Consider the following 19,806-nt stretch of genomic DNA (forward strand, 5'->3'; position numbering starts at 1 on the left):
AATTTCCTTATAAGTTAAACAGTTGTTTTAAGCTTTTAAGTGTTTTACTAAAGCCAATTTTATTGCTTAGGTAAACCGTATTTTTCCAAAGCCATGCTAAACAAGCAACTTGCAGCAAAGTAGCTGTTGCAATACTTAGCCATACTGACCCAAAAAGATCATATACACCGTATCCAACAGCACCTAGAAATCCTGCCCACAACAAAACCAAACCACTGGCAAAACAGCCTAAAAATATAGTGATCAATGCAAGCGATCTAAGCGATAACCGCCATTCAGCTTTAGCAAGCTGATGGGTGATCTTTCCTTGAGTTTGGTAATCATCCTTGAGCTGCTTAGAGTACTCTAAAAGCTTTGCAATATGATCTTGCCAATCGTCCTTTTGGCTCTGCTGCTCAGTTGTTTGGTTTTGCGCTTCACCATCCTTGGCTGCGCTTGTTTGTGGGTTATTCATCACTGATTACTTACGACGAAATAGTGATGTAATCAGCATACCCGCAGCAAAAGCAATACCCGCGGTTGCTAATGGATTTTCAGAAGCAAATGCACGGGTTTTAGCTGTACATTCACTTAACTTTTCGCGTGCAATAAGTTGTTTTTCGCTTAGTGCTTCTGCTGAACTCGAAGCGCCTTTACGAACACTGCTTTCAGCTGTTGCTGCTTTGCTAGAAAGTGCATCTACCGCATCGTGCGCTGCTGATGTTGCTTTCTCTGTAAGAGGTGATTCAGTATTTGTTAGTTTAACGTCAGGCTTAACATCTGAAGTTGTGTTTGGTTTCGTATTTGTTGCAGTAGCCATAATCAATCCTTAATAAGTTAAAAATTTAAATAGTGATTTAGATGATGCAATGATTAAACCAAAACTGTTATTTATTTTAAGTTGTTGAGTTTATTGGTTTTTATTGTTTGTATGTAACTTTTCATATTTGGTAATTTAAAGTAAACAGTAACTATTACTACACGGTTAGGTAAATTTTACAAAGGGAGTAAAAATGCTTAAAAAGTTGTAAATATTCATTGGTTATTCAGTAAGCAAAGCGTGTAAACAGAAAGTTATAAAAAACAGAATAGATATTTTTTTCATCACAATCCCACTTTTTCCCACGTAATTCAAACGCTTCGCTTGAGCCCTTATTTTTTCTAGCTTTGGGACTTACTAAAGCTGGTCAGCTTACTTGACAAAATGGCTTGTCAAGCCCTAAACTGGAGCACTGTGGTAAAAAGTGGTTTTTAGTGGATCACACTGGATAAAAATAAACAAAAGTTGAATAAAACAATTTTAAAGTAGGTTTTTTATGTTTCGTGGCGCGAGTTCACTGAGTTTGGATGATAAGGGGCGTTTTGCGGTACCGACTAAGTACCGAGAATCTCTATTGTCTGAAGATCAGGGAACGGTTATTTGTACCGTCGCATTAAATGAGCCGTGTTTATGGTTGTATCCGCTGGCTGAGTGGCTAGAAATAGAAAGCCGTTTAGCTAAAATTTCCAATATGAACCCACGAGCCCGTCGAATGCAGCGTATGTTGCTCGGGAATGCTACTGAATATCAACTTGATAAAAATGGTCGAATTTTGCTTGCGCCGTCACTGAGGGCTCATGCATCACTTGGCAAAAAAATCATGCTAGTTGGTTTGATGAATAAATTTGAAATTTGGGATGAGGCGCGTTGGCACGAGCAAATGCAGCAAGATACTGAGCTTGAAAGGCTTGGCGATTTTGAACCTAACCAAGATTTAGATAATTTTACACTCTAACAGCACAAAAAAAGGCAAATAATAGCTAATGACAGCGCAATTTGAACACGTATCCGTATTAATGGACGAAACCATCGATGCCCTCGCAATTAAGCCAGACGGTATATACATGGATGGTACGTTTGGACGTGGCGGCCACTCTGGACAAATTTTAGCACGCCTAGGTGATGAAGGTCGCCTGCAAGCAATTGACCAAGATCCACAAGCGATACAATCAGCCGAAAAATTTGCTGATGATCCACGTTTTGCGATTGCACATACTCGTTTTTCAAATTTATACGAAGTAGCAGAGCAGAACGATCTAATTGGTAAAGTGGATGGCATTTTATTAGACATTGGTGTCTCGTCGCCACAACTGGATGACGCTGCGCGTGGTTTTAGTTTTATGAAAGATGGGCCACTTGATATGCGTATGGACCCAACAACAGGTCGCAGTGCTGCACAGTGGTTAGCAGAAGCCGAGTTAGATGATATTACCCACGTAATTAAAAAACTGGGCGAAGAAAAGTTTGGTAAACGCATTGCACACAAAGTACTCGAAGTTCGTGAGCACACGCCAATCACAACAACCAAGCAACTTGCTGACCTTGTTGATGAAGCAGTACCTGTAAAAGATAAGTTTAAGCACCCTGCAACACGTACTTTTCAGGCGATTCGTATTTATATCAATAGCGAGCTTGAAGAGATTCAAACAGCGCTACAGTCTGCAGTTAAAGTGCTAAAGCCAGGCGGACGTTTAGTGGTGATTTCGTTTCACTCACTAGAGGATCGTATTGTAAAACAGTTTATTAGAAAACAGAGTAGGGGAGAAGTGTTACCCAGAGGTCTGCCTTTAACTGATGCACAAATAAATAAAAACCTGACGTTAAAAGCAGTGGGTAAGGCTATTAAGCCAAGTACTGTTGAAGTAGAACGTAATCCACGTTCTCGTAGTTCTGTACTTAGGATTGCACAGAGGTTGGGATGAGTAAAAAAGCGAGCTATCGTCAACCCAATTTATTCTTTGAAATATTAAAAGGCCTAGGTGCTAACAAGCTAACCTCGGCCTTGTTGGTTGTGATATTCGCTTCTAGTTTAGCTGTTGTGCAAACAACACATTTAGCTCGTGGGCAACTTATAAAGCAAGATCAATTATTACAAGAACGTGATGAACTCGATTTAGAGTGGCGCTACTTACTTGTTGAAGAAGAATTTTATTCGCAACATGCACGCATTGAAGAAGTTGCTATATCACAATTAAAAATGAAACGACCTACGAGTCAAGATGAGCAGGTAATAATAGTACAATGAGAAATAGAGGCAAAAAACCAGTCACTAATTTAATCACATGGCGCTTTATGCTGGTGTGTACAGTTGTGTTTATGGTGTTTGTAACACTCGTATCTCGCGCTGCTTATTTACAAGTGATAGAACCTGATAAAGCACGTTCAGAAAGTGATAAACGTACGGTACGTGTTGAAAAACTGCATGTGCAACGCGGAATGATTTTTGACCGCAATGGTAAAGAATTAGCGGTAAGTGTGCCTGTGGTAAGTGTGTATGCTGATCCTAAAGCATTACATAAATCGCTTGTATCTAAAGTAATCAAACAAGCCCGCAAAAGCGGCGAAGATCACTTATCTTTAACTGAAAACACTGTTGAGCTTGATAAGCGTACTGCACTTTATTATAAAAACGATTTACGTTGGCGCGAGCTTGCAGATGTGCTGCGTATTGATCCTAAAAAGATTAATTCTCGACTTTTAAACGATCCTTCGCGTCGCTTTGTGTATTTAAAGCGCCAAGTTACTCCTGCTGTAGCAAATTATATTGGTGATTTACGCCTCCCTGGTATCCATTTACTAGATGAATCTAAACGCTACTACCCTGCAGGTGAAGTTACCGCGCATGTAATTGGCTTTACCAATATCGATGGCAAAGGCATTGAAGGTATTGAAAAGCTATACGAAAACGCTTTAACGGGCGAGGAAGGCCGCCGTACCATTCGTAAAGACGCACAAGGGCGTGAGGTAGAAGTACTTGACGAACGTGAACGTGTAGAGCCAGAAAGTATAGAATTAAGTATTGATCAACGAATTCAAGCCATTGCGTACAAGGCCGTAAAATCAGCTGTACTGACTTATAAAGCCACATCGGGCTCAGCTATGGTAGTTGATGTTAAAACCGGTGAAGTACTGGCAATGGTAAATAGCCCTTCATTTAATCCAAACAACTTAAGCGATGCTGCACCTCATAAGCGTCGTAACCGCGCAATTACAGATTTGTTTGAACCAGGCTCAACTGTTAAGCCTCTAGCCATTTTGGCTGGGCTAGACTACGGCGCCATTCAGGCAGATGACACGATTGATACCTACCCAGGTTGGATGCGTTTAGGTGGTAGTTTAGTGAGAGATACCCGTAATCACGGCGAACTAACACTGCGCGAAATACTAAAGTACTCCTCAAACATGGGAGTTGCGAAGGTTACTCAGTTAGTGCCTAAAGATTACCTTGTTGGCTTATACCAAAAAGTAGGGTTTGGCAGTGACACTGGAACAGGCATGGTAGGCGAAAGCAGCGGTTTGTTTTATCCAAATCGTCGTTGGTCTGACTTTGAAATTGCCACTTTATCATTTGGTTATGCAATTTCGGTAAGCACTGCGCAAATGGCGCGCTTTTATACCATGTTAGGCGCTGGTGGAGTTAACCGACCTCTGACTATTTTAAAGCAAGACAATATACCTGAAGGCGAACGTATTTTTAAACAAAAAGACGTAGAAGCCGTGGTGCACATGATGGAAAGTGTATTTGAAAAAGACGGTACTGCTCGCAACATAAAAGTTGATGGGTATCGTGCAGCTGGTAAAACAGGTACATCTAAAAAAGCCGTAGCAGGTGGTTATGGTGATGAATATGTAGGTTATTTTGCAGGTGTAGCGCCGGCAAGTAATCCTCGTTTAGCCGTGGTAGTTATGATTAATGAACCAGGTGGTGATGTGTACTATGGAGGTGCCACCGCTGGCCCTGCATTTGCAGAAATCATCTCTAACGCATTAAGAATATTAAACATAGCGCCTGACAAGGAAGAGGTTGCGTACGTACAAGGTAAAGATAACGATGCGTGATTTAAAGGATATTTTAAAATACATCGAAATAGATGCGCCCTCGCAGCTGGTAAAACATTTACGCCTTGATAGTCGTGAAGTAACGCCAGGTGATGTATTTGTTGCTATTAAAGGCCATGCACTTGATGGCGGACAATTTATTAATAAAGCAATTGAAAATGGCGCAACAGCTATTATTGCTGACAGATTATGTGAATTTGAAACAAGTTTTGAGCCACTATATTTAGTTTCGGAGCTTGATAAAAAGCTTCCAGAATTAGCAAGTCGCTTTTATAGCCAGCCAAGTCAGGCTCTTGATTTAATTGGCGTGACAGGTACAAACGGTAAATCGACAACCACAGCAATGATTGCCCACTTGGCGCAATTTTGCAGTACTGATTCGGCTATTATAGGGACTTTAGGTTACGGCCACCCTGATAATTTAATTCCACTGATTAACACCACGCCTTCTGCGGTTGATTTACAGCATATTTTGAGTGATTTAAATTCGCAGCATAAAAAGCTAGTAGCCATGGAAGTATCATCTCATGGGTTAGTGCAGCAACGTGTTGCTAAATGCGCATTTAAAGCTGCTGTGTTTACTAATCTTTCGCGTGATCACTTAGATTACCATGGTGATATGGCAAGTTACGGTGATGCGAAACTAATGCTTTTCCGTGATTTTGAACCGCAAGTTGTAGTGCTTAATCAAGATGATTTTCAAGCTGAGCAATGGCTTGAAAAGTATGATTTTAATAACCTAATTTGTTATGGGCGTAAAAACTTAGCTCCTAAAAACAGTCAATATGTTTACTTTTCTAATGTTGAGTATTCAAGTGAAGGTATTTCGGCGCAGTTGTCGACTAGTTGGGGGGATTTATCAGTTAAATCGCCTCTGTTTGGCGAATTCAACTTATATAACTTAACGGCAGCGCTCGCTACATTACTAGGGCTTGGTTATCCGCTTGAGCAATTAGTTGCAGGTTGTGCGCAGTTACAGCCAGTAGCAGGGCGAATGCAAGCATTTAGCCAAGCAGGTATGCCAACGTGTGTTGTTGATTACGCCCATACGCCCGATGCACTAGCCCTTGCGTTACAAGCATTGCAGCTGCATGTGCCAGGCGGTGTAAGTTGTGTATTTGGTTGCGGTGGTGACAGAGATAAAGGCAAGCGCGTATTAATGGCGCAAGCTGCAGAGCAAAATGCGAATAAAGTGATTATTACCAGTGATAATCCTCGCTCAGAAAATCCTGATGACATTATTGCAGATGTGGCAGCGGGTTTAACCCATCCTCAAAACGCACATTTAGAGGCTGATAGAGCAACTGCAATTAGGTTTGCTATTGAAAACGCGACTGCAGATGACGTTATTTTGATTGCAGGCAAAGGCCACGAAGATTATCAAATTATAGGCGATAAGCGAATCGACTTTTGCGATCGCCGATATGTACAAGAACAACTAAAAAAAGCAGTAAGAGGGATAACACAATGATCCCAATGGATTTTGATTGGTTAGCTAATGTGCTAACAACCGATTATCAAGGTGATAATCAACACGTGCTTAATATAAATACTGATACTCGTACAGTGTGCGATGGCGAAGTGTTTTTAGCACTGAAAGGGCCAAATTTTGATGGGCATAAATTTATAGCTGAGGCTAAACAAAAAGGCGCTATTGGCGTTATTGTTCAGCACAAAGTTGATGTAGATATTCCACAATTTATAGTAAGCGATACACGTATTGCACTAGGTGTAATTGGCACCGCTGTTATGGCCCAGGTGGCGCCTAAAACAATTGCAATTACAGGGAGTGTAGGCAAAACCACCGTAAAAGAAATGTGTGCGGCAATTTTGTCGGTTCACGGTGATGTATTAGCGACTAAAGGTAATTTTAATAACGATATTGGCGTCCCACTTACGTTATTGCGCTTAGAGCCTCAACATCGTTTTGCGGTTATTGAACTGGGTGCAAATCACTTAGGTGAAATTGCCTACACCACTGCAATGACAAAACCAGATGTAGCCGTTGTATGTAATGTTGCAGCAGCCCACTTAGAAGGTTTTGGTAGTTTAATGGGCGTCGCAAAAGCTAAAGGTGAGATTTTTGATGGCCTTAAAGATAACGGCGTTGCGATTGTTAACTGTGATAGTGAATTTAGCCAATATTGGTTAGATAAGCTTGAAGGGCGAAGTGTTAAACGTTTTTCTACAACTGAAAAACTAGATATTTGGGCAGAGAACATCACGCTTGATGCCAATGCGCGTGCAAGCTTTACGCTTTGCACTAAAAACAAGCAAGTACCTGTTACTTTAGCATTGCCTGGTAAACATAACATTGGGAACGCGCTTATTGCAGCCGCATTAACTAGCGAGTTTGATGTAACTCTTGAAGAAATAGCCAATGCACTTGCCACAATGGGTGATGTAAAAGGGCGCGTTAATTTAATTGAAGTGTCTGATTTACTCACCGTGGTTGATGATACCTATAATGCCAATGTTAAGTCGGTAAAGGCTGCGATTGACTTGTTAAGTGATATGCAAGGTCACCGCATTTTAGCGCTCGGAGACATGGGTGAGCTAGGTGAAGATGCACGTACGTACCATCAAGAAGTTGGCGAGTATGCACTTGAGCAAGGGATTGATGAGTTATTTACATTAGGTGTGTTAAGTAAATACGCAAGTGATGTGTTTGAACTACCTAATCGCCACTTTTCGAGCCGCGAACAGATGCAGCAAAAAATTCAAGAAAGTATTAATAAAGTGAATACTAAAACAACAATAGTAGTGAAAGGATCGCGCAGTTCTCGCATGGAATTATTAGTAACCGATTTAGTTAATGGCCAGCAACAAGCCATCAATGGAGTATCATAATGTTAGTTTGGCTGGCAGAGTATTTAACACAGTATTTTAGTGGTTTTCATGTTTTTTCGTATTTAACGCTACGTGCCATTTTAGGTATTTTAACTGCGCTAATTATGTCTCTTTATTTAGGACCTAAGTTAATTCGTGGTTTGCAACGTATGCAAATAGGCCAAACAGTTCGAGACGATGGTCCGCAATCGCATTTGTCTAAGTCGGGTACGCCGACTATGGGCGGCTTACTTATTTTAGCGGCCATTTTTACCAGCACGCTACTTTGGGCCGATTTATCAAATAAATACGTATGGGCAACACTGTTTGTAATTGGCTCTTTAGGTATTGTTGGCTTTGTTGATGATTACCGTAAAGTTATTCGTAAAGATCCAAAAGGCTTAATTGCTAAGTGGAAGTACTTTTGGCAGTCAGTCATTGCATTAGTTGTAGCTACTGCTTTGTATTTTACCAGTGCACAAGCATCTGAAACATCACTTGTTGTTCCATTTTTTAAAGACGTGTTACCGCAATTAGGTTTGTTTTATATCGTGCTTACGTATTTTGCCATAGTAGGTACATCAAACGCGGTAAACCTGACCGATGGTTTAGATGGCTTGGCGATTGTGCCAATTATTTTAGTGGCTTCGGCATTGGCAATTATTGCTTACTTAACAGGTAATATTAACTTTTCGGCTTACTTACATATTCCACATTTACCGCTGGCGAGTGAGCTTGTGGTTGTATGTACTGCCATTGTGGGCGCAGGGCTTGGCTTTTTATGGTTTAACACTTACCCAGCACAAGTATTTATGGGCGATGTTGGCTCATTAGCACTTGGTGGTGCATTAGGTATTATTGCTGTTTTAGTACGCCAAGAGTTACTGCTTATTATTATGGGCGGTGTATTTGTAATGGAAGCGCTATCGGTAATATTACAAGTGGGGTCGTATAAATTACGCGGACAACGCATTTTTAGAATGGCGCCGATTCATCATCATTATGAATTAAAAGGTTGGCCAGAGCCTCGCGTTATTGTGCGCTTTTGGATTATTTCTGTTGTGCTAGTGCTTGCTGGCTTAGCTACTTTAAAGATTCGATAAATGCAGTATTTAAACGAGATAAAAAACAAACAAATAACAGTGCTCGGACTCGGTGTAACCGGTCTGGGCATTGTGCGTTTTCTATTATCTCATGGCCTCACACCAAAGGTCATTGATAGCCGAGTAACCCCGCCGGGGATTGATTGGTTAAAAGAGCACGCGCCAACTCTAGATACCCACTTTGGTAATTTGGATGACGCAGAGCTTTGTTCAAGCGATATGATTATTATAAGCCCTGGGCTTAGCTTAAAAATACCAGCTGTTGCAAATGCAATTAACGCAGGTGTTGAAGTGATTGGCGACGTTGAGTTATTTGCACGTATTAATTCAAAACCGGTTGTTGCAGTAACGGGCTCTAATGGTAAATCAACCGTGGTTACGCTCGCTTATGAAGTATTAAAACAAGCCGGCTATAAAGTTGCTTTGGGTGGAAATATTGGCACAGCGGTGCTTGATTTGCTCAGTGATGATTTTGACGTGTATGTACTTGAGTTATCTAGTTTTCAGCTAGATACCACAACGAGTTTAAAACCTGTGAGTGCAACGGTATTAAATGTGTCTGAAGATCACCTTGATCGCTACGACAGTTACCAAGCTTATATAGACTCAAAGCTAAGTATTTATGACGGTGCAGAGCTTATTATTGTCAACGCAGACGATATGCAAACACATCCAGTTGAGCGCGGTTCTACCCCCCTAATCAGCTTTGGTGCTCAACAAGGTGATTACCATTTAGCGCAACATAATGGCGAAACTCACTTTACGGTTAAAGGCGATGCCTTTTTACCTGTTGATACGCTTGCGGTAGTGGGTAAGCACAATTATTTAAATACGCTTGCAGTAATGGCGCTCTTAAGTCCGTTTGAAGTAAGCAAAGAGCAATATAAAAATGCATTAGGTCAATTTAATGGGTTGGCTCATCGCTGCCAATTTGTAGCTGAGCTTAACGGTGTAAAGTATTTTAACGATTCAAAGGCAACTAATGTTGGAGCGACCATTGCTGCAATAGATAGTTTAGCTAGTGGCGGTGAAAATCTGATTGTTATTGCTGGTGGCGATGCCAAAGGCGCTGATTTAAATGCGCTTAAACCTTACATAGAACAGCATGTAAAAGCATTAATTTGTTTTGGTAAAGATGCAAGTGACTTAGCTGCGATTACCAATAAGAGTTATTTAACTAACAATATGGAAGAAGCCGTTACTTTGGCCAAAGTACTTAGTAGTACAGGCAATATTGTTTTATTAGCACCCGCATGTGCCAGTATTGATATGTATAACAACTATATGCAACGCGGTGATGACTTTGTTCAGTGTGTAATGGCAGGGGCGTTATGATTGCTTTTGCCGATATAAGAGACGCATTAACACCTAAGCCTTCGGCGCAGTTATACGATGTACCGCTATTGTACTGCGTAATAATGCTCATTGGTGTTGGTTTTATCATGGTGACCAGCGCATCGATGCCTACCGCAGAGCGGTTATTTGATGACCCGTACCATATTACCATTCGCCACAGCATGTTTTTGGCAATGGCTTTTGTGCTTTTTTGGATAAGTGTTTGTGTGCCAATGGAGTGGTGGAAACGATCAAACCCTTATCTATTAATACTAGGTATGGTGCTATTAATAGCGGTATTGATTATTGGGCGTGAAGTAAACGGCGCTAAACGATGGATACCTATTGGACCTGTTGGTTTTCAGGTGGCTGAGGCCGCTAAGTTGTACTTTTTTAGTTATATTGCGGGTTATTTGGTAAGAAAACGCGAAGAAGTACAAGAAAATATTAAAGGCTTTGCAAAGCCAATTGCTGTATTTGCAGTGTATGCACTGCTTATTCTGCTGCAGCCAGATTTAGGCACAGTGGTTGTTATGTTTGTAACAACGGTTGGTTTATTGTTTTTAGCTGGTGCTAAGTTATGGCAGTTTTTTGTACTTATTTTAACGGGCGTTGGTCTGGTTGTATTACTTATTATTGTTGAACCATATCGTATGGCGCGTGTTGTAGGCTTTTTAGACCCTTGGGATGATCCTTTTGGAAAGGGTTATCAGTTGGTGCAATCGCTAATGGCATATAGCCAGGGGGGTTGGTTTGGCCAAGGCTTAGGTAACAGTGTACAAAAGCTACAATATTTACCTGAAGCACATAACGATTTTATTTTTGCCGTTATAGGTGAAGAACTTGGCTTAATAGGCGTTGTAAGTATTTTAACTGTATTAGCTACTTTAGTATTTAGAGCCTTATTAATAGGCCAACAAGCCCTTAAGTGCGGCAAGGAATACGAAGGCTACTTTTCATTTGCCATTGGTATTTGGTTTGCATTTCAAACCATGGTGAATGTAGGTGCGAGCGCGGGTATTTTACCGACGAAGGGTTTAACCCTGCCGTTTATTTCTTATGGCGGCTCAAGCTTATTAATTATGACGATTGCCACGGGTATTTTATTACGCGTAGATTTTGAAACCAAAATGGCAACCAAACAAGCCACCTCACGCGGAGGTAAGCGATGAGTAAAAAATTAGTAGTAGTGGCTGGTGGAACTGGCGGACACATTTTTCCCGGTATTGCAGTAGCCGATTATTTAAAACAGCAGGGCTGGCAAGTTAGCTGGATCGGCACACCAGATCGAATGGAAGCGAGCGTTGTACCTAAGCACAATATAGATATTGATTTTATTAACGTTAAAGGTGTTCGTGGTAACGGATTAAAGCGTCTTATTAAAGCCCCATTCATGGTAATTAATGCAGTATTGCAGGCGCGTAAGGTATTGAAAGAACAGCGTCCTGATGTAGTACTTGCAATGGGCGGTTATGTTACGGGTCCAACGGGAATTGCCGCAAAAAGTTTAGGTATCCCGCTGGTTATTCACGAGCAAAACGCTGTAGCGGGTATGAGCAATAAACTGCTAGCTAAGGTGGCTACACGAGTATTAGCTGCATTTCCAAGTGCTTTTGCACAGGGTCAAGCCGAGCTAGTAGGTAACCCAGTTCGCCAAAGCGTTATGAATATAGTCAAACGCGATGTATCAAGCCCTATTAATATTTTAGTAGTGGGCGGCTCGCTTGGTGCACAAGTGCTTAATCAAACATTACCAGAAGCATTTAAAGCACTAAATAATACAGCTCCAATAAGTGTATGGCATCAAACAGGTAAGGGTCATTTAATTACCGTAGAAGCCGCTTATAAAATGCATGCTTTTACAGGCAGTAATGCAAAAATAGCTGAATTTATTGATGATATGGACGCAGCGTATAGCTGGGCCGACATTGTTGTTTGCCGTGCTGGTGCGTTAACTGTTAGCGAAATTGCAGCGGCAGGTAAAATGGCCGTTTTTGTTCCGTTTCCCCATGCTGTGGACGACCATCAAACAGCGAACGCACAATATTTAGTGATGGCTAATGGCGCATTATTAATGCCACAAGGGCAGTTTAATAAACAATCAATTGTTGAACTATTAAGCCCGTATTTAGCCCAACCTTCATTAATTACTGAAATGGCTACAAATGCAAAAAAACAAGCCATTTTAGATGCCACAGCAAGCGTAGCAACGCACTGTGAGCAAGTAACAAATAAGAGAAAATAAGTGAAAGAAACGTCAGTACAAGAAAAACACACACGTCCTGCAATGCGCCGAATAGAAACCATTCACTTTATTGGTATTGGTGGAGCAGGTATGGGCGGTATTGCTGAAGTACTCGCTTTTGAAGGCTACCGTATTACAGGTTCTGACATTGCCCATAGCGCTATGACAGATCGTTTAATTAAAGCCGGTGCAGAAGTATTTATTGGCCATCATGAAAATAACGTGAAAGATGCCAATGTAGTCGTTGTTTCAAGTGCGATTGATGAAACAAATCCTGAAATTATTGCAGCTAAAGCCGCAAGAGTCCCCGTTGTGCGCCGCGCAGAAATGTTGGCTGAATTAATGCGTTTTCGCCACGGTATAGCAATTGCGGGGACGCATGGTAAAACAACGACAACAAGCTTAATTGCGAGTATTTATGGACAAGCAGGGCTTGATCCAACCTTTATTATTGGTGGCTTGTTAAATAGCGCAGGTAGTAACGCAAAAGTAGGCAAAAGTGATTTTTTAATTGCAGAAGCTGATGAAAGCGATGCGTCGTTTTTACACTTACAGCCAATGGTATCGGTGATCACAAATATTGAAGAAGATCACATGGATACTTATGGCGGCAGTCTTGAAAAAATGAAAGACACGTATGTAGATTTCATTCATAACTTGCCGTTTTATGGTTTAGCTGTTGTATGTATTGATTCTGAAGTTGCTGCTGAACTTATCCCGCGCTTTGGTCGCCCAGTTATCACGTATGGTGAATCGAAGGATGCTGATTACCGCATGAGCGACTTTAGCCAATCAGCTAATACATGCACATTTACAGTAACTAACAAACAAGGTGAGTGTTTAACTGCCACGTTGAATATGCCAGGTAGACACAACGCACTTAATGCAACCGCTGCGATTGCTGTGGCAAAAGATCAAAACATTGCGAATCATGCAATTTTAGAAGCGCTGCAGAAGTTTGAAGGTATTGGTCGTCGTTTTCAACACTATGGTGAATTTGAAAACGAGCGTGGCAATGTGATGTTAGTTGATGATTACGGGCATCATCCCTCAGAAGTTGCAGCAACAATTGCAGCAGTACGTGAAGGTTGGCCTGATAAGCGTTTAGTAATGGTATATCAACCTCATAGATTTTCTCGTACACGCGACTTATACGAAGATTTTGTAAAAGTACTTGCTGATGTAGATCAGTTGCTATTGCTTGATGTGTATAGCGCTGGTGAAGATCCAATTGTTGGTGCAGATAGCAAAAGCTTATGCCGTAGCCTTCGTCAACGTGGCAAAGAGCCGCTACATGTAGCAACAAATGCAGAGCTTGCAGGCGTTTTGGCCGCAAATTTACAAAATAATGATTTAGTATTAACCCAAGGCGCTGGTAATATAGGTCAGTTAGTTAAAACATTAGCTGCGACGGGTATGTCGATAGAAAAACTTAAGCAAGGTGAAGTATGACTCAGGTAAACACACAATTTGGTAAAGTAGCGGTACTGCTAGGTGGTAACTCAGCAGAACGTGAAGTGTCTTTACGATCGGGTCAGGCTGTTTTAAATGCGCTGCAAAATAGTGGCATTGATGCAATTGCATTTGACCCGCAAAGTCGTTCTTTGTGGGAGTTAAAAGAATTAAATGTAGAGCGCGTTTTTATTGCTTTGCATGGTCGTGGTGGCGAAGACGGAACTGTACAAGGTGCGCTTGAGTTTATGAACCTGCCTTACACGGGCAGTAATGTACTGGGTTCAGCACTTGCTATGGATAAAGTACGTTGTAAGCACTTATTTAAATCAGCGGGTTTAAGCACTGCACCTTATACCGTAGTTGACGCTAAAAAAGGCTTTGATGCTGCAGCTATTATGGGTGAGTTTAAAAAGGTAATGGTTAAGCCATCGCACGAAGGCTCAAGCATAGGTATGGCGCAAGCAAGTACAGCACAAGAACTTGAAGACGCACTAGCTAATGCATTTAAGTTTGATAATCAAGTGCTTGTAGAGCAGTGGATCACGGGACGTGAATTCACAGTTACAGTGCTTGGCGATGAAGTACAACCAGTCATCGAGATGACGACACCAAATGGTTTTTACGATTACCAAGCTAAGTATCAATCAAATACAACGCAGTATCATTGCCCTGCAGATTTATCAGAGCAAGATACTAAGTACTTACAAGCTATATCGCTAGATGCATTTGATTTAGTGGGCGCAAGTGGTTGGGGCCGTGTTGATGCGATGCAAGACGAGCAAGGTAACTTTTACCTGCTTGAAGTAAATACAGTACCTGGCATGACTGAAAAGTCGTTAGTGCCAATGGCAGCAAAAGCGAATGGGGCAACTTTTGAACAATTAGTTGTTCGCATTTTAGAGCAAACGCTTTAATATGCATCCCCTTTTAGAAAAAGCTCAGGAAATCAAACTGAAACTTAATTGGTCTCTGATTTTTGGTGTGAGCTTTTTTCTGATAGTTGTAATTGGCTTAGTGCAAATTACGACAGGTGTATCGGATTGGTTAGTTGAAAACAAAGATGCTCAAATTAAGCACCTTACAGTGCAAGGGCAGCCTAAATACACAGATGAAACGGCAATTATAAAAGCGATTAAAAAAGCCGATTTAAGTAGTTTTTTTGAACTTGATGTTAAGCATGTGCAGCAGCTAGTTCAAGACTTACCCTGGGTTGCTACCGCTTCGGTGCGTAAACAATGGCCTGATACTATACAAGTATATGTTGTTGAACATGAAGTAGTAGCACATTGGAATAGCGACTTATTGCTCAACCAAAGTGGTCAAGCATTTCAAGCCAGCAGCGATAAGTTAGATGATGACTTACCGCAGTTATACGGCCCAGAAGGCAGCGAAGAAGAAGCGTGGATTGCTTTTAAGCAATTTGATGAAATGCTAAAAGTTAACGGCTTAACGTTAACAAGTTTGGCATTGTCGGAGCGCTTTTCGTGGCAACTATGGTTAGATAACGGAATACGTTTAAATTTAGGACGTAAAGATAAAGCCAAGCGTGTACAACGTTTTATAGACGTTTATCCACGAATGGAACAACGTGCAGATGCACAAGTAGATACAATAGATTTACGGTATGATACCGGCCTTGCAGTCAGCTTTAAGCCAGTGCAAGAAGAACAATTACAAAATAAGAGTAAGGCATGACTAAGTCAGCAGAAAGAAACCTAGTAATAGGGTTAGACGTTGGCACCTCGAAAGTGGTTGCCACGGTAGGTGAAATCACCGCAGATAACAAGCTCAGCATTGTTGGTGTGGGCAGCCAAGTATCTCATGGTATGGATAAAGGCGGCGTTAACGATTTAAACTTAGTGTCTGAGTCTATTCGCCGAGCAATAGACGAAGCCGAGTTAATGGCTGATTGTCGTATTAGCTCTGTGTATTTGGGTATTTCTGGCAAGCATATACAATGTCAAAACGAAAGTGGCGTGGTGGCAATTAATAACACTGAAGTCACTGAAGAAGACATTGAAAATGTAATTCATATTGCGCGTTCTGTGCCTATTTCGGCAGAGCGTAAAATGCTGCATGCATTGCCGCAAGAATACAGTATCGACATGCAAGAGGGCATTAAAAACCCATTGGGCATGAGTGGTGTTCGTATGGAAGCGCGTGCACACATTATTACGTGCTCAAACGATATGGCAAAAAATATCGAGAAATGCGTAGAGCGCTGTGGTCTTGAAGTTGATCAGCTTATCTTTACTGCGTTGGCATCATGTTATTCAGTGCTTACGCCAGATGAAAAAGAGCTTGGTGTTGCAGTACTTGATATTGGCGGCGGTACTATGGATATCACCATTTATATTAATGGTGCGCTTCGTCACTCTGCCGTTATACCTGTGGCTGGTAACCAAGTTACTGGTGATATTGCAAAAATATTTCGTACACCTATATCACATGCAGAGTCACTCAAAGTACAATACGCATGTGCTAGTAGTCAAATGGCTAGTAGTGAAGACACGATTGAAGTACCTAGTGTAGGCGGACGACCAGCAAGACTGATGTCGCGCCATACATTATCTGAGGTGGTAGAGCCTCGTTTTAGAGAATTATTTGAGCTTGCGATGGAAGAAATTCGTCGTTCAGGCTTAGAAGACCAAATTGCGGCAGGTCTCGTTATAACAGGCGGAACTGCTAAAATGACTGGCGCGATGGAAGTGGCAGAAGACATCTTCCAAATGCCAGTAAGGATAGGCAAACCAATCGGGATGGTTGGTTTGACAGACTACGTAGATGATCCTTCGTACGCAACCGCTGTTGGTTTGTTACAATACGGGCGTACCATGCAATCGATGAATGCACAAAAGTCGAAAGCAGAGGATAACAATAATTGGTGGAACCGCATTACTAAATGGTTCCAAGGCGAGTTTTAAGACTCAAGTCGGAGAGTAAACATGTTTGATATAATGGAACAACACAGCGAAGAAGCTGTAATAAAAGTAATCGGCGTGGGCGGTGGTGGCGGTAACGCTGTTGAGCACATGGTTAAACAACAAATAGAAGGCGTGCGTTTTATAGCCGCTAATACGGATGCGCAAGCATTACGTAACTCTGCTGCCGATATTACAGTTCAGCTAGGCACGCAAATAACCTCTGGGTTGGGTGCGGGCGCAAACCCTGAAGTAGGCCGTAAGTCGGCTGAAGAAGATGCAGATACAATTCGTGCCAGCCTTGAAGGCGCCGATATGGTATTTATTGCAGCCGGTATGGGCGGCGGTACAGGTACTGGTGCAGCACCGGTAGTTGCTAAAATTGCTAAAGAACTCGGTATTTTAACCGTTGCAGTTGTAACACGTCCTTTTGATTTTGAAGGTAAAAAACGTGCAGCAGCCGCTGAACAAGGCATTAACGAATTGTCAGAAATTGTAGATTCACTTATTACAATTCCGAACAATAAATTGCTTAAAGTTTTAGGAAAAGGGACTACACTTCTAGATGCCTTCGCTAAAGCTAATGACGTATTATTTGGTGCGGTACAAGGTATAGCAGAGCTAATTACACGTTCTGGTTTAATTAACGTGGATTTCGCCGATGTTAGAACTGTAATGTCTGCAATGGGTACTGCAATGATGGGAACGGCGTCTGCGTCAGGCCCTGATCGTGCACAAGAAGCAGCAGAAGCGGCTATCTCAAGCCCACTACTAGAAGACGTTGATTTAACAGGTGCTAAAGGTATCTTAGTTAATATCACCGCAGGTATGGACATTGCGATTGAAGAATTTGAAATTGTTGGTAATCACGTTAAAGCACTTGCGTCAGAAAACGCAACGGTTGTTGTTGGTGCGGTAATCGACCCAGAAATGACTGATGAGCTACGTGTAACGGTTGTTGCAACTGGCTTAGGCGGCGATCGTCGTCCACAGTTTGGTATCGTTGATAACGGCTTTAAAAAAGCATCAGGTTCTGATGTTGCAAGCACATCAAACCAAACGAGCAGTATGTACGTACCAAGCTTTGCAAGCCAAGATACAAACACTGAAGAAAACACTGCTAAAGCGCAAACGCAAAGCAAAGAAAAAGCGCCTACAACTAGTTCAAGCAGTGCATCAAGCTCTTCAGCACAAAACAGTAAAAAAGCGGATAAATCAGAAGGTGGTGATTATTTTGATATCCCCGCTTTTTTACGTAAGCAGGCTGATTAACATTTAATAATACTTTTGTTTGAAATATGTACAAATATTGAAAGGCAAAAGGATTTATGTTAAAATACGCCATATAACTGTAACTGATTTAAAAGTGAGCATACCTATGATTAAACAGCGTACGATTGCAGAAGTAGTCAAAGCCATAGGAATTGGACTTCATAAAGGTGAGAAGGTCACAATAACTCTCCGACCTGCGAGCGCAAATACTGGGATTGTATTTCGTCGTGTCGACCTTGATCCGGTTGTTGATTTTGAAACAACACCTGAAGCCGTTGGTGATACGCAGTTGTGTACCTGTTTAATTAACAAAGATGGTGTTCGCTTATCGACTACTGAGCATCTTATTGCAGCTGTTGCTGCAATGGGAATTGATAATCTAATTGTAGAATTAGATAGCTCAGAAGTGCCGATTATGGATGGTAGTGCATTACCATTCATATATCTGTTACAAAAAGGCGGAATTGAAGAGCAAAACGTTGCTAAACGCTTTATCCGTATTAAAGAAAAAGTACGCATTGAAGAAGGTGATAAGTGGGCTGAAGTTGAACCATATGATGGTTTTCATATCGACTTTGAGATTGCATTTAACCACCCAGCTATCAATGAAAGTCGCCAACGTATTGGGTTGGATATAACAACGCAAAGCTTTATTGAAGAAATTAGCCGTGCGCGTACTTTTGGATTTATGAAAGATATTGAATACATGCATGCAAACAACCTAGCGCTAGGTGGTAGCATGGATAGTGCTGTGGTACTTGATGAGTTCAAAGTTTTAAATCCTAACGGTTTGCGTTATAGCGACGAGTTTGTTAAGCACAAGATATTAGACTGTGTTGGTGACATGTTTATGACAGGCCATAACCTTTTAGGTAAAGTAACTGCATTTAAATCGGGTCATGATTTAAATAATAAATTACTTCGTAAAATTATGGCTACAGAGTCAGCATGGGAGTGGGCAACATTTGAAACGCCTGTGACGATGCCTGCACCCGGTCTTGAGTTAGCTCCAGCCTAAAAGCAGTAAAAGAGCAGCTCGAAAAACAGTTATAAAAAATGACGCTAATTAGCGTCATTTTTTTGCGTGAAATTTAATAGCTCTATACTTTATTATAACTCCAAAAGAGCTTGTAACTGATTTAAACTAGCTACGGTATAGGTTGGCTTTATTCCGTCGGCTAATTGCTCACCAGGGTGTTGTAACCAGCAAGTATCAATACCTGCATTGTTGCCGCCAAGTATGTCACTTGCAGCAGTATCACCCACCATAAGTATCTCGCTTTTATCTGGGTTACCCATTAGCTCAAATGTGTGCTCGAAAATCGCTTTATTCGGTTTTGCTATACCTACAAGTTCAGATATAACTAACCATTCAAACATATCTTTTAAGCCAGTATGCTCAAGGCGTACGGTTTGTAAGCGGGCAAATCCGTTAGTAATAATACCTAATCTAGCATTTGGCTTAAGTTTATTTAAAAGCTCAATAGCACCAGGTAATGGCTCGCAAATTTGCGCCATAGAATCTAAAAAAGCATCGTTTAGCTCTTTTGCTGGCACATTAAGTTTTGAAGCCCACTCATTAAAGCGTGTTACTTGTAAGTAATCTGCGCTAATAGTGCCATTTTGATAATCAACCCACAGCTGCTTATTGGTTTTTTGATAATGAATATAATCGTCTTGGCTAAAATCTACGTTGTAAGCTTTAAACATGCGAGTCATGCCCGCTAAAATATCAAACCTAAATAAGGTTTCGTCTGCATCAAACAATACATAGTTGTACTTCATTAA

At 41.3% G+C, this 19,806-nt stretch carries 19 protein-coding genes; 16 read left to right on the top strand and 3 right to left on the bottom strand.

Annotation, left to right across the window (positions count from 1 at the left end; genetic code table 11):
- Positions 1–7 precede the first annotated feature (7 nt).
- Both I6F45_RS02910 and I6F45_RS02915 read right to left on the bottom strand, forming a co-directional pair.
- Positions 8–454 (bottom strand): hypothetical protein, encoded by a 447-nt coding sequence (locus I6F45_RS02910; protein WP_024590208.1) that lies wholly within the window; start codon positions 452–454, stop codon positions 8–10.
- Between the two features lie 6 nt (positions 455–460).
- Entirely contained in the window at positions 461–799 is a 339-nt protein-coding gene (locus I6F45_RS02915; RefSeq protein ID WP_010554292.1) for a hypothetical protein, read from the bottom strand.
- Between the two features lie 496 nt (positions 800–1,295).
- Here I6F45_RS02915 and mraZ point away from each other — a divergent pair, with 496 nt between their 5' ends.
- From mraZ to lpxC, 16 genes are all read left to right on the top strand, one after another.
- Entirely contained in the window at positions 1,296–1,754 is a 459-nt protein-coding gene (gene mraZ, locus I6F45_RS02920) for a division/cell wall cluster transcriptional repressor MraZ (RefSeq protein ID WP_007582904.1), read from the top strand.
- A 28-nt stretch (positions 1,755–1,782) separates the two neighbouring features.
- Complete coding sequence (rsmH, locus tag I6F45_RS02925; protein ID WP_008167099.1) at positions 1,783–2,721, top strand: 16S rRNA (cytosine(1402)-N(4))-methyltransferase RsmH; 939 nt, start codon at positions 1,783–1,785, stop codon at positions 2,719–2,721.
- The gene (ftsL, locus tag I6F45_RS02930) at positions 2,718–3,044 is read left to right on the top strand and encodes a cell division protein FtsL (RefSeq protein WP_007582915.1); all 327 of its coding nucleotides are present in this window, start codon (positions 2,718–2,720) and stop codon (positions 3,042–3,044) included. The genes rsmH and ftsL overlap by 4 nt, the downstream gene beginning before the upstream one ends.
- A complete protein-coding gene (locus I6F45_RS02935) occupies positions 3,041–4,858 on the top strand; it encodes a penicillin-binding transpeptidase domain-containing protein (RefSeq protein ID WP_197159597.1) in 1,818 nt (605 codons plus the stop codon). The genes ftsL and I6F45_RS02935 overlap by 4 nt, the downstream gene beginning before the upstream one ends.
- Entirely contained in the window at positions 4,851–6,329 is a 1,479-nt protein-coding gene (murE, locus tag I6F45_RS02940) for a UDP-N-acetylmuramoyl-L-alanyl-D-glutamate--2,6-diaminopimelate ligase (protein WP_197159598.1), read from the top strand. The genes I6F45_RS02935 and murE overlap by 8 nt, the downstream gene beginning before the upstream one ends.
- Positions 6,326–7,708, top strand: a complete 1,383-nt coding sequence (locus I6F45_RS02945) for a UDP-N-acetylmuramoyl-tripeptide--D-alanyl-D-alanine ligase (RefSeq protein WP_197159599.1) — start codon at positions 6,326–6,328, stop codon at positions 7,706–7,708. Before murE ends, I6F45_RS02945 begins: the two co-directional genes overlap by 4 nt.
- Positions 7,708–8,790, top strand: a complete 1,083-nt coding sequence (gene mraY / locus I6F45_RS02950) for a phospho-N-acetylmuramoyl-pentapeptide-transferase (protein WP_007582922.1) — start codon at positions 7,708–7,710, stop codon at positions 8,788–8,790. Before I6F45_RS02945 ends, mraY begins: the two co-directional genes overlap by 1 nt.
- Positions 8,791–10,125 (top strand): UDP-N-acetylmuramoyl-L-alanine--D-glutamate ligase, encoded by a 1,335-nt coding sequence (gene murD / locus I6F45_RS02955; RefSeq protein WP_197159600.1) that lies wholly within the window; start codon positions 8,791–8,793, stop codon positions 10,123–10,125.
- Positions 10,122–11,297: a cell division protein FtsW gene (gene ftsW / locus I6F45_RS02960; RefSeq protein WP_007582927.1), complete on the top strand. Its 1,176-nt coding sequence runs from the start codon at positions 10,122–10,124 to the stop codon at positions 11,295–11,297. Before murD ends, ftsW begins: the two co-directional genes overlap by 4 nt.
- Positions 11,294–12,370: an undecaprenyldiphospho-muramoylpentapeptide beta-N-acetylglucosaminyltransferase gene (gene murG, locus I6F45_RS02965; RefSeq protein ID WP_197159601.1), complete on the top strand. Its 1,077-nt coding sequence runs from the start codon at positions 11,294–11,296 to the stop codon at positions 12,368–12,370. Before ftsW ends, murG begins: the two co-directional genes overlap by 4 nt.
- The gene (murC, locus tag I6F45_RS02970; RefSeq protein WP_002957994.1) at positions 12,371–13,822 is read left to right on the top strand and encodes a UDP-N-acetylmuramate--L-alanine ligase; all 1,452 of its coding nucleotides are present in this window, start codon (positions 12,371–12,373) and stop codon (positions 13,820–13,822) included.
- Entirely contained in the window at positions 13,819–14,739 is a 921-nt protein-coding gene (locus I6F45_RS02975) for a D-alanine--D-alanine ligase (RefSeq protein ID WP_024592944.1), read from the top strand. Before murC ends, I6F45_RS02975 begins: the two co-directional genes overlap by 4 nt.
- A 1-nt stretch (position 14,740) precedes the next feature.
- A complete protein-coding gene (locus I6F45_RS02980) occupies positions 14,741–15,520 on the top strand; it encodes a cell division protein FtsQ/DivIB (RefSeq protein WP_007582934.1) in 780 nt (259 codons plus the stop codon).
- Positions 15,517–16,749, top strand: a complete 1,233-nt coding sequence (ftsA, locus tag I6F45_RS02985) for a cell division protein FtsA (RefSeq protein ID WP_197118615.1) — start codon at positions 15,517–15,519, stop codon at positions 16,747–16,749. The genes I6F45_RS02980 and ftsA overlap by 4 nt, the downstream gene beginning before the upstream one ends.
- Positions 16,750–16,770: 21 nt before the next feature.
- The gene (gene ftsZ / locus I6F45_RS02990; protein ID WP_007582938.1) at positions 16,771–18,018 is read left to right on the top strand and encodes a cell division protein FtsZ; all 1,248 of its coding nucleotides are present in this window, start codon (positions 16,771–16,773) and stop codon (positions 18,016–18,018) included.
- Positions 18,019–18,124: 106 nt separating this feature from the next.
- A complete protein-coding gene (gene lpxC, locus I6F45_RS02995; RefSeq protein ID WP_007582940.1) occupies positions 18,125–19,036 on the top strand; it encodes a UDP-3-O-acyl-N-acetylglucosamine deacetylase in 912 nt (303 codons plus the stop codon).
- Between the two features lie 92 nt (positions 19,037–19,128).
- On the opposite strand, the gene yjjG is transcribed toward lpxC, so the two are convergent.
- Positions 19,129–19,803 carry a pyrimidine 5'-nucleotidase gene (gene yjjG / locus I6F45_RS03000; RefSeq protein WP_010554302.1) on the bottom strand — a complete coding sequence of 225 codons (675 nt, stop codon included), beginning with the start codon at positions 19,801–19,803 and terminating at the stop codon, positions 19,129–19,131.
- Positions 19,804–19,806: the final 3 nt, after the last annotated feature.

It is taken from the genome of Pseudoalteromonas sp. SWYJZ19, assembly GCF_015864375.1.
GTDB lineage: Bacteria > Pseudomonadota > Gammaproteobacteria > Enterobacterales > Alteromonadaceae > Pseudoalteromonas > Pseudoalteromonas arctica.